At 56.6% G+C, this 13,380-nt stretch carries 10 protein-coding genes and 2 pseudogenes; 5 read left to right on the top strand and 7 right to left on the bottom strand.

Going from position 1 to position 13,380, the window contains the following annotated elements; genetic code table 11:
- Window positions 1-39: 39 nt before the first annotated feature.
- From EDC26_RS20465 to EDC26_RS20110, 4 genes and pseudogenes are all read right to left on the bottom strand, one after another.
- Window positions 40-2,847 carry a DEAD/DEAH box helicase gene (locus tag EDC26_RS20465; RefSeq protein WP_132581209.1) on the bottom strand — a complete coding sequence of 936 codons (2,808 nt, stop codon included), beginning with the start codon at window positions 2,845-2,847 and terminating at the stop codon, window positions 40-42.
- 207 nt (window positions 2,848-3,054) lie between these two features.
- A pseudogene (locus tag EDC26_RS20570) lies at window positions 3,055-3,524 on the bottom strand (zincin-like metallopeptidase domain-containing protein).
- A 462-nt stretch (window positions 3,525-3,986) separates the two neighbouring features.
- Entirely contained in the window at window positions 3,987-4,808 is an 822-nt protein-coding gene (locus tag EDC26_RS07800; protein WP_243700832.1) for a pentapeptide repeat-containing protein, read from the bottom strand.
- A 797-nt stretch (window positions 4,809-5,605) separates the two neighbouring features.
- Window positions 5,606-5,770, bottom strand: coding sequence for a hypothetical protein (locus tag EDC26_RS20110; RefSeq protein WP_165930953.1), 165 nt, complete (start codon window positions 5,768-5,770; stop codon window positions 5,606-5,608).
- Between the two features lie 155 nt (window positions 5,771-5,925).
- Here EDC26_RS20110 and EDC26_RS07795 point away from each other — a divergent pair, with 155 nt between their 5' ends.
- The 5 genes from EDC26_RS07795 to EDC26_RS07775 all read left to right on the top strand — a co-directional run bounded on the left by EDC26_RS07795 (window position 5,926) and on the right by EDC26_RS07775 (window position 10,576).
- The gene (locus EDC26_RS07795; RefSeq protein WP_132581205.1) at window positions 5,926-6,315 is read left to right on the top strand and encodes a hypothetical protein; all 390 of its coding nucleotides are present in this window, start codon (window positions 5,926-5,928) and stop codon (window positions 6,313-6,315) included.
- 10 nt (window positions 6,316-6,325) lie between these two features.
- Window positions 6,326-8,095, top strand: a complete 1,770-nt coding sequence (locus EDC26_RS07790; protein WP_132581203.1) for an AAA family ATPase — start codon at window positions 6,326-6,328, stop codon at window positions 8,093-8,095.
- Between the two features lie 72 nt (window positions 8,096-8,167).
- A complete protein-coding gene (locus tag EDC26_RS07785; RefSeq protein WP_165930952.1) occupies window positions 8,168-9,031 on the top strand; it encodes a metallophosphoesterase in 864 nt (287 codons plus the stop codon).
- Window positions 9,032-9,082: 51 nt separating this feature from the next.
- Window positions 9,083-9,826, top strand: a complete 744-nt coding sequence (locus tag EDC26_RS07780) for a metallophosphoesterase family protein (protein ID WP_132581199.1) — start codon at window positions 9,083-9,085, stop codon at window positions 9,824-9,826.
- Between the two features lie 114 nt (window positions 9,827-9,940).
- Window positions 9,941-10,576 carry an HAD family hydrolase gene (locus EDC26_RS07775; protein ID WP_165930951.1) on the top strand — a complete coding sequence of 212 codons (636 nt, stop codon included), beginning with the start codon at window positions 9,941-9,943 and terminating at the stop codon, window positions 10,574-10,576.
- 878 nt (window positions 10,577-11,454) lie between these two features.
- Here EDC26_RS07775 and EDC26_RS07770 read toward each other — a convergent pair.
- The 3 genes and pseudogenes from EDC26_RS07770 to EDC26_RS07760 form a co-directional block, all read right to left on the bottom strand.
- Window positions 11,455-12,402, bottom strand: coding sequence for an SDR family oxidoreductase (locus EDC26_RS07770; protein ID WP_132581195.1), 948 nt, complete (start codon window positions 12,400-12,402; stop codon window positions 11,455-11,457).
- Window positions 12,399-12,968, bottom strand: a complete 570-nt coding sequence (gene rfbC / locus EDC26_RS07765; protein ID WP_132581193.1) for a dTDP-4-dehydrorhamnose 3,5-epimerase — start codon at window positions 12,966-12,968, stop codon at window positions 12,399-12,401. Before rfbC ends, EDC26_RS07770 begins: the two co-directional genes overlap by 4 nt.
- Before the next feature lie 30 nt (window positions 12,969-12,998).
- Window positions 12,999-13,269 (bottom strand): annotated as a pseudogene (locus tag EDC26_RS07760) (ribbon-helix-helix domain-containing protein).
- Window positions 13,270-13,380: the final 111 nt, after the last annotated feature.

Here is a 13,380-nt window from a genome sequence, read left to right as displayed (position 1 = left end):
ATGTCAGCGAGCGCGCCTTATTTATTGTGCACATACGCTCTAAATATTTTTGCTCAGACTGATCAGTGCCCGGTTGATCGCCTCCGTCTCACCCTTCGTGCCGCTCGTGGCCATGATGGCTCGCAGCGCCTCCATGCCGTCCGGCGTCAGGCGCAGCATAATACGCTTGCCGCCCTTTTCTGCAAGTTGTTGAATCGACCGTTTCGACCTCTCGGTGGGCGTGGGGGCTGGACTATCGAGATAAACCTTCGGGCGGCCTGGGCGGCTACGCCGGACGCTCGCGCCAGGCTCTGGCGCATCATTTTTAGTGTCCCCGCCTCTCCTTATCACTCGCCCGGCGGGGGCGGGGGTAAGCACGACGGACGGCGCTTTCACCTTGATCTCCTCTTTTTTGGTCTGGCCGTTCTTGTCAAAGAGCCTCGCCAGGATTGAGGCATTTACCGATTCCCCCTCACTTTCAACGATATTCTCGGTGCCCTCGTCCAGTACCTTTCCGATGCGCTCGATCTTGCTGCCGATTGTTTCTATCATTGCTTCATCCAGCTCAACCCCGCGCGCAATGAGATGCAGGATAAGACAGTTGCTTTCCTGCCCCACTCGGTGAATCCGGTCCTCCGCCTGTAGCATTGCGGCGGGCACCCAATCGAGTTCGACGAAAACGGCGGTGTCAGCACGTGTAAGAGTGATCGCTTCCCCTGCTGAGTTGAGGCCCCCGATGAATACCTGGATGGTTCCCGCCTGGAACTCCGCCACGATGCGTGCCCGCCCGTCCTGCGGCGTGCGTCCGTCCACAATCGCGGCGCCCAGCCCCGCTTTGCGCAATTGCTGGGCTAACTCATCGCTGGCGCCGTGGTGGGTGCAAAAGACGACACAACACCCCTTGTTTTCCACCACCTCCTCGACAACCCGTGCGACCTCACCGCCCAGCACTTTCGCGGCTCCGAGCGCTGTACGCGCCTTTTCGACATATCCACGAACTCCCTCTTTTGCGGCTTTTTCTAACTGCCCCCGATCGAGGGCAGCCTGGTACTTGTCCCGCGCCGCCTCCATGCACGAGCCGTATATTTCCATCTGATCGGTATCGAGGTCTTCAATATCGATTCGCTGCCGCGTTTTTGGCGGTAGCTGTGGCAGCACCTCCTTTTTTGTGCGCCGAATCATGAAGTAATCGAGGTAGTCCTTGACGTCCTGGATTGAGTAACCTTTTTCTTTGCTCAGATCCTCCTTTGCATCGGCGTCTAGCAGACTCAATAATACGGCCGCTTCGTGCTCGTTGTTGCGCAGGGGCGTGCCGGTCAATAGCAGCGCTTGCACGCCCTTGTTGTCCGTGACCCGCTTAATCACCTGAGTGCGTTTTGCCTCCCGATTTTTTGCTCGATGCGCCTCGTCCGCAATAAGCAAAATCGGACCGAGGCCTACAATTTGCTTTAGCAGCGCGCCGTCTGCTCGCTGCATATCGCGTTTCCATCGCATCCGCCGCTTTTCGCTCGCAAACGCGGGGGTATTCGTCGGGGCGGTGATGATGGTGGCTTTACGCGGCCATTTCCCCTTCTCACCCCCCACTCGAATTTCTTTGGCCGTCGCCACCGCTTTGATGGCGGCAAGCTCATCCTCGTCCTTGATTTGCCATACCGCTTGTTTAGGTGTGACCTGGTCGTATGTAATGATGTGCCAACGCGCTCCCAAGTTGATCGTGTCGAGCTGGCTTGCAATGTGCTGTATTTCACCACCTCTACCCCACCCCTTGATCTCGCGGTCCCACACGTATCGCGCGTTCGCTGGGCATATAACTACAATGCGCGGGGCGCTCACCGCCTCGGCGGCGGCGATGGCCTGGGCTGTTTTTCCGATACCCATCTCATCACCAATGAGCGCCCGCATGCCTCGGGTGCCGCAAAAAAGTGCTCCCTCGCGCTGGTATTCATGGAGGAGGTAACCGTTGGACGCGGGGGCGCTCCATCCTGGCACGTGAAGGGTGTCGAAGTCGGCTGGCAGTGCGACTGCATCATCCGGATTATCGCCGTGTGCCGTGAGTCCCGCCGCCTCGATTCGCGTGCACCACTCCTTTGTTTTCCACGTTTTACGCGTGATCTGGATGGCGCCCAGCCATTTAACCTGCGTTTCCGGCATAAAAAGGTAATGTGCCGGGTCGTTCAGATCGCAAGCCAGCCCAACGGCCCACCCATTCACATTGATGGTGATCGGGCTTGCGCCCGGTTGACCAAACCCCCACGATTTGGCGAGATCGTTGCTCTCGATGGCGCCTCGCTCCTTGAGCGACCTAGCAAACAAAGTCATGGCCTTGTCGCCGGTGTTGGTGTTGGTGTTGGTGTTGGTGTTGGTGTTGGTGTTGGTGTTGGTGTTGGTGTTGGTGTCGAGCACTAAAAGCGCCTCCTCGCCCTTTTTTGTCCCCGTCAGTCTAACGAGTGTGGCGCTGCTGGGTGGGTTCAGCGGAACAAGGGGTGGCAACGGCCAGGGCAGCAGGCAGACGGTCTGTCCGCTCTTAAGAGGAATGACCGATATATTGATACCTTCCAGGTCCTGGCGCGGTGCACGGTCGTCAATCTCTGGAAGCCCCGGAACATTGACGCGAATGGCGTCCAGCGCGTCCCTGGCCAGTTCCGGCGTGGAAAACTTCCAGACCTCGCCATTCCAGGTGCCTTTGCGTGCCTTGACGGGGCCACGAAACCTATTGTCGAACGCCAGTGACGTGGGCCAGCGCAGACCGATAATTTCGTCGGCTCCCGGCGCTCGACGAACGATTAAGTGACGGATTGAATCGCTTCGCTGGTGGTAGGCCCAAGCCAGGCTGCTGATCGATAGTTTCGTTGCATTTTTGATTTTCATGATTCATTCTTAATTATTGTGTATGCCCACAAATATTATCCTATTTTATCGCTCTGATTAGAAATATTGTGGGCATATACAAAAATATATTTAACTCAGCAAAAAATGCCTCTCACTATGACGTTGAAGGTGAGAAGCAGTGTGCCGCATAGTGTCCTACCCCAAATCGGAAGGTAGGCTTCTACGGATGGATAACTTTTATATTGCCTACTCAGCCAGGGCCACCAGCTCACTGCTTGCCTGGATCAAATCGAAGGCTTTTTGAGCCGCCGACACCGCGCAGAAAACGGTGCTGCCATTAGCTTTCAGCACTTTTATCCACGAATCAAGGTAGCTCGCGTGCCACTCGATTGTGCTATCGACAAAGCCTAGGGAGGCGCATAGGAAGACGCTGCCGAGTTCGGCAACGAGTTCCTCGATGGCATACGCATCATCCCCAAATTTACGACCAAAAGTCCTATTTTTGTGACTCTCATGGCAGTCCAATGCGTTAGCTCATGCAAAACCGTCGCGTAATAATTCGCGGGTGTTTTGAGTCGCTGCATGTCGGGCATGATGATTATGTCCATTTGGGGCAAGTAGGCCGCACGATCATAGCCCGTCCTGATCGTCGCGCCGGCGCTTTGGATCAAGGCATCGGCGGCGGAATTCCACGCCAGCGTTGATGATTCATGCATTGCTTGAGGCTAACCCCACCAACTCAACGTTATATCCATAACACAACGAGCGTTATGGACAGAAAAACAGTGAAAGAGGACTCGGGCTAGGGTACCAAGCCAATCCTCACATAAAGCCGGGATTACCTTTTTTTGGAAACACACTGGGCGGCTAAAGTTTCAGGCCTGAAACCACCCAGACAGCGAGGGCGACGTCAAAATCACTTTAAATGTCTTAAAAATGGCGCGGCATCACTATCTGCCACCAAATTTACCACCACGCACGAACAGATAATGCCACCGCACGGGTTCAAATGTGCGTTCACCAACCTGGCCCGCAACGACGAGCGTTGAAGAGGTCGAGGCCTGGTGCTATGGAATCGACACGCCGTTGATTTAGCCACAGGATTAACCAACTAAACGGCCGTATTTAGTGCTTACCAAACAAGCAGCGGCCACCTTTATAGAGGTGACCGCTCTCAATCAGACCTGATGACGCCCTTTTGATGTGACAATCCATGCCCGGTTGTAGTATGCCCCGCCAGCCTGGAATGTACCCCGGGCGCCTTCGAAGTGGCACTCAAAGATGTTCGCCCCACGTAAATCCGCACCTTCTAAATCAGCGCCAAAAAATTCGGAACCTCGTAAATAAGCACTTCTGAGATCCGCACCACGAAGATCTGCGCCAGTGAAATTGCCGCAGTAGACACTCATACCCGGAAGCACTGATAGTCCCCCATCGGATATATGAAAAAACTTGGCGTGAGCAAGCTTTACCCTCTCAAACGAGGTCACGCTATAAGCCCAAAGGTCTTCAATATAGCTACCGCACGCGTCCAACTCGCTAAAATCGAACTGTGGCAACATTTTGAGTTCGGCAATGAGTCTGCTGTAAAGTAGGCTAGTGAACTCGAAACCTCGAAAATCAACGTCCTTTGATTTAGCGACATGCGCCAAGGGTATGCCCCCCTCCGCTGACTCTCGGATAGCCGCGTATTGCCGGTCAAAATATTTGAGATTCCATGTGCGACCATAAGCCCTATCCAATGCACCGCTCATGATATTCATCTGTGTAAATTTGAGGATGAGTCTCTCGAGATGGACAAGCTGCTGAAATGAGTCGTACCCATACTCTATGGCTAAGGTTTTGAGGCACTCCGTGTGACTAGGTGCAGGTAAGTTAGCACCCGCGGTATTCGCCAATCGACCAAGTGCCGTCGGACAATTGTTAAGGGCGCATCTATGCAAACGTTTTGCTTCTGCTTTAAACATCAACAGCGAAGCGGTGGAAAGTGATTTATCCATGGCCATATCCCTAGGCCGACATATATCGGCCGTATCTCGCAGCCAACGCAGCGCCCTAGTGACACGTCGGCTACAAGTTCGCCGAGGATCCATTCACAACTGCGGTGCTGTGGTGCTTCACCTAGCTAGGGCATGTACGCCTCCGCAACGGCGTTCGGTAGGTATCATCACGGAAAAACTCGATCGAGTCAAGCCTCAGTTTCAAGCGAAACTTCGTCGCGATTAAGGCATCGGGCGAGGCCTAACCCTTCAAAGTTCCCCCTAAGTTGCCGCATACGCACTATTAGCATACCCTACAAAATATGCCCAAACTACGGCATGACAGAAAGCACCGCCAACCGGCTTCTTCACTTTGCCATGTGTCTCGCCTATCGCAGCGTTAACGCCCCGAGCGACGAGCTCGTCATGAGCCTGTATGGGTGGTCGATTCATACTCATCTAGGCTCAGCGACAACGGTGCATTGAGTGTTGTCATCGAAAAGTTCTACGATCACCCATCGCGACCTGCGCTGCGGTTGGCACCATGAATGGTATGCGTAGATACCGACAGGTCCGGCATGCAGGGATAAGCTCTAAGAGCCTCGCTACCCTGCTTACTGACTTGCCACAGGTGAGCTTCTACAGGACGAAAAGTGAGTCTTTACGGGATGAATAGTTAATAAATTCAAATACTTAAACGTCTCTTTTTAACGACGGGTGTATTTTTTTCTACTGCCTTTGTCGATTTTCGCTTGCACGCGCGTACCGCTCTTTGATAGGCTATAAGCATGCGTAGAGAAAGGGTTCTCAACGTATTTTCACTCTTCACCGAGACCGATCATGAATCGCTGCTGGCTCAATCCACCTATCACCATGACGACCACCGCCATCGCGGTGATAACGCTCATGCGCGCGGGGGCCTGACGCCACTCTTCATTGGGTAGGCCGTCAAGAAGCCCCGCTCCCAGCGGGGCTTCTTGCATTAGACGCTTGGCCAATATTAAAAATTATCGGAGTTTTCATGCGATCCACCTTCACCTCATTACGTTGGCGAATACCACCTCGATAACGCTTTCCCAGGCCGCCTGATCACGGTCGCCTGTCTCTGTCCCTTTTCGCTTTCAAATCGGAGAACATCATGTCCGAGGCTCGTGCTCGTTTGGACGCTTTGCCCACTATCTATCCACGCCTCTTTCCCAAGGGCCCCTTGCCGTGGGGCTTTGAGCATGGCGACGGCTGGAGCCCAATCATCATTGCGTTATGTGCGCGCCTGGACACGATTCTGCAAGATGCTCCGGGGGCTTCGATAGAAGTTCTGCAAGCCAAAGAGAAGTTTGGCGGCTTGCGCTTTTACTACGAGCTCCATGGCGCAGACGACGAAACGGCCGCCGCACTGCGAGAAGCGGTCGACTTGGCGGCGGCCACCTGTGCCCGCGTTTGCGAACGCTGTGGACGCCGCAGCGCCGTAGAGGACAAAGGCGGCTGGTTAAGCACCCTGTGCAGTGCGTGCCGTACCGACCCACCATAACGAATAACGAATGGAAAAAACCATCATGAATCACGACGAATTTACGGCCCATTTGGCCCAATTTCTAGACGCCGAGACGTCTGCGCGTATTTTGGGCGAAGACGCACCCGCGGCGAACCCGCCCGACGCGCCATTGAAGAATTTCTTTGGCGATGACTTTTTGACGCTCCTCTATCGCAGCCAGGAACCGTGCGCACCTCCTTTGAGGGAGGTCAAACGGTCCCTCATGGTGCTGGCCGACCTCCACGAGGCGCGCCACGTTCGCGCAGCCGCCGCCGTGACACTAGGACGGTTCGTGCAGGACCGTTTCCCCAACGGCCACGGCGTGGCCGGTAGCAGCCAACCGCACGAATGGTTTCACCTGGCGCGCCAGCTCAATAGCGTTGTAGGTGCCCTGGCGCTGGCCAATGTGCTCTTGGCCCGGCGAGATAAAAAGATCGAGTTCAATCTCGAAGAGGACCCCTTGCCCCGTTTAGTGGAACCCGATAGGCCGGCTTCGCGCCTGTTCTCCGGGGTCGGCCAGGAGGTCGCACACGCGTGGTACTTAGGTGCGCGCGTGACGCTACGCCACGTGCAGCGCGGCTTTAGCGGATGGGGACCCGAAGCGTTTGGGTGCGCCTTGGCCTGTGTGGTCAATTACCTGACGTTTTTGCCCAGCCCACGTATGTCCGAGTCCACGTCTCCCGTCGCCCAACGCCGCGAGGCGCTCGCCTGGATGAAGCCGCTCTGGAACCGCCTGATCCAGGCCGCGTCCCCACACGCGAGGGATCCCGAGGCTTATCGCATGGCGTTGATCGAGCAACAGCTCGCGGTCTATGTGCGCCTGGACGATCTGGAGCAGAATCGGGTTCCGCCCAGCACAAAGCCCGTGCCAGCGCATTCGGTGCAGCCAGGCCAGGACCAGGTGGTGATCGTGCGCGGCGTCATCCCCAACTCCAGCGAGCGGGGGGAGTCCGAGTACCTCAAACAGTACGAGGTCTTGCGCAAGCCCGTGGCGTTCACGATGTTTCCCGCTCTGGCCAAGCTCTACAGCCTACGAGCGACGCTAACGGACGAGTTCCCGTGGGCAGACGAAGCAATCTCGGTCGTGATGAGCGATCTGATCGCGCGCCGGCGTCACGGCGTAGTGCGCCTGGGCATGGCACCCGTGTTGTTGGTGGGTCCGCCGGGTACGGGTAAGACGCGGTTTGCACAACGCCTGAGCGACTCACTCGGGACCCCCAACACCGTCATCAACCTGGCGGGTGCAACCGACACCAAGGTTCTGAAAGGGGTCACCCGCGGGTGGGCGAGCAATCGTGCTTCGCGCATGGTGGAGTTTATCCAGCAGACGAAGGTGGCCAATCCATTTTTTATTCTCGATGAGGTGGACAAAGCGCATGCGGCCTACGGCAACGGAGGCGATCCTCAGGAGGCGCTTTTAGACCTGCTCGAACCCGGTAACGCCCGCCGATATCAGGATATTTACCTGATGGCCGAGTGCGATCTATCGCATTGCTTGTACATCGCTACGAGCAATTCGATAAGCGCCCTGGCGGCCCCCTTGCTGTCGCGGTTGCGACCGGTGTTCTTTCCAGCGCCCGGGCCCGAGCATGCCGAGGTCATCGTCAAGGGCCTCCTGGAGGACCTGGAACGATCCTGGAATCTGCCGGCGGGCACCCTGACGGTCACGCCACGCCAATTGGCGTTGCTGCGGGGCCTGGCTCCACGCGAGATGCGCCGCGCGTTGCTCGACGTCTTTGGGCGCGATGCCGATGAGGTGCTGTACACGTTGCATTAACCCGCACCGGCCTGTCTCGACAGAAGGTCTCTGTGAAGACAGGTCGGTGTATCACTCGAAAGAAGAATGCGTATGCCTACTTTTCACCAACGCTTGCCGACCAATGCGGCCGGGCGCGACTTTATCGTGGGGGACCTGCATGGGTGCCTCGATCTTTTGCACGTGGAATTAACCCGCGTGGGGTTTGACACGGCTAAAGATAGATTGCTTTCCGTGGGAGACCTAGCCGACCGGGGTCCGGACTCCATGGGGTGCCTGCGCCTGCTGCGCGAGCCGTGGTTTTACGCCGTGCGCGGCAACCATGAAGACATGCTGATCGACTATCACTATCGGGTCGTGATGCCCTACGCGTCGAGCAGCGCGGCAACGCTGTTTTTCCAGAATGGCGGAGGCTGGGTCCATGATCTGGATGTGGAGGCCGAACGGGAGTTGGCCCGTGACCTGCTGCCGCGCGTCGTGGCCTTGCCTTACGTGATCACGGTGGGCGAAGGAGCCACTCAATTCCATGTGGCGCATGCGGAGCTGATGACCGGAAGCGTGGAGGAAGGAAGCACCTGGGCCACGTTGACGGGTTTGCCGGCAGATCAGAAGCCTAAGCGGGTCTTGACCGATGAGCTTCTGACCGACAAGGTTTTGTCAGGGATGATCGAGCCGCTGACGTGGGGCCGGCGGCTCGTGGGGGAGGTCAAGGTGAAACAATCCACGCCAATCGACACCCCCGCGGGCAAGCTGCTGGTAAGCCACCGCCCCATGCACCTGGGCCTCGCCTTGACCTACGTGGGCCACACGCCGCTGAAAAGGATGGTGCTACACGCCTCACACCTCTTCATTGACCGTGGAGCTTATGCGCGCAAGCCCACCACCTGCTTGTTGGTGCTGTGCCACGAGGAGGTCCAACAGTGGCTTGAGCCATGGGGGCGTGATGATGAGTCTTGACGATCTGAACTTAAACGGTAACTTGGGTAAAACGACGAAAAGAGCGACGACATGATCTATTTTCTGGGTGATGTGCACGGGCGCATCGACCATGTGCTGCCCGCTATCAGGCCGAGAGGCGATGCGACGGCGACCGTGGTCTTTCTAGGTGACATCGAGGCGCAGTGCCCCTTTGAAGAAGATATCCGTCCGCTCACCGAGGCGGGCATCGGCGTGTGGTTCATCCATGGTAATCATGATACGGATCGTCAGCGGAGTTGGGACCATCTACAGGGTTCCTGGCACCGCTGCCTGGACGGACGCGTGGTTCAGATCGAAGGGGTGCGGGTGGCCGGACTGGGTGGCATCTTCCGAGGCGAGGTCTGGTATCCGGACGGCGTGGCGGCGACCCATCAAAAACCGGCGGTGCGCAGCTACGGGGACTATCTTGCCAGGCTCAAGGCCTCAACACTGCCCAGGCTTCGCGACTCCGCCAACGTCACAGAGAAAGCCCTGAAGCATCTGTCGACGGTCTTTCCAGAGGTGGTTGATCGGCTCGCTGATCAAGAGGCGGATATTCTTGTGACGCATGAAGCGCCGTCCTGTCATCCGCACGGGTTTCCCGCCATGGATTTGCTGGCACAGGTGATGGGGGTGAAGGCGGTGTTTCATGGCCATCACCATGATGGCCGCGACTATGGGGCGTGGGAAGCAAAGATGGGGTTCCGTACTTACGGTGTCGATTTGCGTGGGATAACCGATATGAAAGGAGAGCGGGTCGTGGCGGGTGAATTTGATTACGCGCGACGTTATTGAAAACCTTGTCGCATGAGTTGAAGGGAATCCGTCCGAGTCGAAACGGTGAATTTAAAGGCGACTGAGGCTGTCAACTCAATGCTAAGCGCCTCGTCCAATAAGGAGTCCTCCTGTATGAGTCCTCTCGCCGCCTCCCTGGGAAGCGTCAAAGCCATCGTCTTCGATGTCTACGGCACGCTGGTCGAGATTCAAGACCGGCGCCGCCCCTATGCCCAGCTCCTGCAGTGGCTCGCCCACGCAGGCCGCGTGCCTCGCCACGATGATGCGGCCCAGGTGATGTGCTATTTGACGGAACTGGCAGGGACGGCACAACGGTTTGGCATGGCGTTGCCCGCACCCGTACTCGCTTCGCTCAAACAAGACCTGTTCGCGGAGCTGGCCAGCGTGACACTCTACCCGGATGCACGCCGAGCACTCACCTCACTGCATGAGACAGGTATCCAGATCGCCGTGTGCTCGAACCTGGCGGCGCCCTACGCTATCCCCGTGTTAGAACTCCTGCCGTTTGGGCTCGATGCCTATGTGTGGAGCTTTAATGTCGGCGCGATCAAACCGGATCCCGCCATGTACCAGGCTGTCTGCCAGTCGTTGCGCTGCGCACCTGCGGACATTCTGTTCGTAGGCGATACCGTCGAGGACGATTATGTCGGGCCACGCGCCATAGGCATGCAGGCCTTACACCTGGTGCGTAGCGGGCCCACTAGGGTGGAAGACACCATTCGATCGCTCGATGAGCTCATCGCGCATTAACCGCAAAAATCAGAGCAATCTGTATGAAGATCTAATTTAGCTTACTGAACCATCACCTACACGACCGACGCCATTGCGAGCCTGGACATGCAACTGCGTCACCTTATCAAAACCCGGGCCGTTTCCGCAATAACGACTCCGCCATCAGGCTGCTACGGAGGTGCTACGCAATACACTGGCAAAGTCCGCGCGTACCGCCTTCAATCGCAAATTCGTTGTGAATCGGTTTGCGATCATGTTTGAGGATCGCTTCCGCAAGCAAAAGCTGGCCTGAACCTTTTCCCCAGTAAAGTCGGGTCAGCCGGTTTCACATATCAATCTTTTGGCGATTCTTATGGCATCTCGAAAACCCACCCCTCTTTCCAAAGTACGACTGGTCGCTTTTTTTCCTAAAAAAGCGATAAGCCAAGACAATGATCGTCATGCAAGTGGCTGCCACCGCCAGGAAGTCCGACCGATTTCCCGTGGATGTGGGGTCGCTAAACACGCCGGAGTCAATGTTCAACGAGACAGAAAAATTCCTCTGGATTACGACCTGGGATTGATTCCGGTCATCCTAGTCATGGACAACGCATGGACGGCCGTCAACGCCTGCGAGCTGGGACACCGTGCCTAGACGAAGCAAGGCGCTTCGCTCGTCTTGGCTGCGGGCCAAAATGTGCCAAGGCAATATCTTTACGGCCGGGCTAAAGAGCTTAAAGGCCAGCATGAACGTTTCCATGATAGGAACCAGATTGATGGACGGGAATTCATCCTCCGATTCCCAGACGCTTGGCTTGGCCGTATGTGCCTTCGCGTCAAGCTCGCAAGCGGTCAAGGATAACAACCGCCTCACCGATGATGTATTGATCCGCCTCTCAATCAATTGATAATACCCATTATCCTCGCAACAACGCCGCCACCATCCGCCGCAAGCACACATCCACCCCATCACCTTCCTTAACGCCCAGTTTCTGAATTTTTCCGTTATCCAGTACCGAATATTTCGGCCTGGATGCCGCGACAGAATGCTGCCCCGATACTATCGGGGTAAAACGAAAGGCTTCACTGCTATCGCCCAAGCGCTGAGCCTCTCCAAGCGCGTCAAGCACCTTGCGCGCAAACTCGTACCTGGTCAACGCCACAGAACCGCTGTAGTGATACACGCCGCCAGGTAGATCCGGCATCCGCCCGATCTGAATAATGGCCTGGGCCAGATTGCCGGCGTAGGTGGGCGCGCCGATCTGATCGTTGACCACATTTAACTCTTGGCCTTGCAAGGCTCCTGCGACGATGGCTTTGACGAAATTGCGGCCATACTCGCTGTACAGCCACGCCGTGCGCAGCACGATAAACGATGGCGCATCGGGCCGGGGCTGTCGCGGAGCTGCGCCGGATTGCGCGTGATCGGCCACATTCGGCTGCTCTGCGCATTCTTGCAGCACGGCCTGCTCGCCCGCCAACTTGCTGCGCCCATAGACATTCAGCGGATTCACCGGGTCCGTTTCCACATAGGGCCGCAACCCCTCGCCATCGAACACATAGTCGGTAGAAATATGAATCAGCCGCGCACCCGCATGCCGGGCGGCCTGCGCCAAATAACGTGCCCCATGTTCATTGACGGCATAGGCGCGTTCCCGATCACTCTCGGCCTGATCGACATTGGTATAGGCTGCCGCATTGATGATCAGTTGCGGCTGGAATTGCTTCACACGCCGGCTTACCGCCTGCACGTCGGTGATGTCCAGCGTTTTATGATCGGCCGCCAGCAATCGCCAGTCGGCGGGGCGGCGATCTTGCAAGCAGCGTCCCAACTGGCCGCCGGCACCGGTAAGTAGGACTTTCATGGGTGGTATGCCGCAAGCGGCAAGCGTTCCGCCGCCTGCAACGCCTTTAGTGACAGGCCTTGCCGGTCTTTAGCGGATATAAGCGGTTGAGTAATGGGCCACGTAATTGCCAGACCGGGGTCATCCCAGCGCAAGCAGGCCTCATCCCCGGGCCGGTAGTAATCGGTGCACTGGTAGGCCACATCGGCCTCTTCCGACAGCACTACAAACCCGTGCGCCAAGCCGGGTGGAATCCACAATTGCTCCTGGCTTTGCCCCGACAAGGTAATGCCCTCCCATTGAGCAAAGGTGGGTGAAGTGCTGCGCAAATCCACCACCACGTCAAAGATTTCGCCACGCGTCACATGCAGCAGCTTGCCCTGCGGATGAAGCACCTGAAAATGCATGCCGCGCAGCACACCGTACTTGGAGTGCGAACAGTTGCTTTGCACAAAAGACTGCGTCAGGCCCAGCAATTCCTGATAGCGGCTCGCCTGGAAGCTTTCCAGAAAATACCCGCGCTCATCAGCATGCACGGCAGGCTGGATACGCTTGACGCCGGGTAATCGAGTGTCCAGAACTTTCATAGAGAAATAGTACAGGGAATACGGGGAAGTTCATCGTACCTTGTTGTGTTCAGCGGCAAGACGATCACGTACGTTCTCGATAGCTACGGCTCTGGTCGGATCTTCCTTCAACGCATCGAAGACGGGGGCCAACATGGCCGATCAACCAATTATCTACGGCTCGATCACGCGCTTAAAGAACACGCAACCCATCACGGATGACCTCGCTTTCGGAGGCATACTCCCCGGTACGCACCTTGGCCTTTACCACTTCAGCCATTTCTTTGGGCAAGGTAATACTCATTTGCCGAGTTGTTCGCATGGCAAAGCTCCACTAAGTTCAGTAGGATTAAATCCTACACCAAACACAATGACATGCCTTAGTTTTATGCATTCCGATACAGGCAGCAGGTAAAAAGCCTTAATCAATGAG

Source organism: Paralcaligenes ureilyticus, assembly GCF_004346225.1.
GTDB lineage: Bacteria > Pseudomonadota > Gammaproteobacteria > Burkholderiales > Burkholderiaceae_B > Paralcaligenes > Paralcaligenes ureilyticus.
The sequence above is the reverse complement of the archived record's forward strand: the minus strand, read 5'-3'. Positions and strand labels throughout refer to the sequence as shown.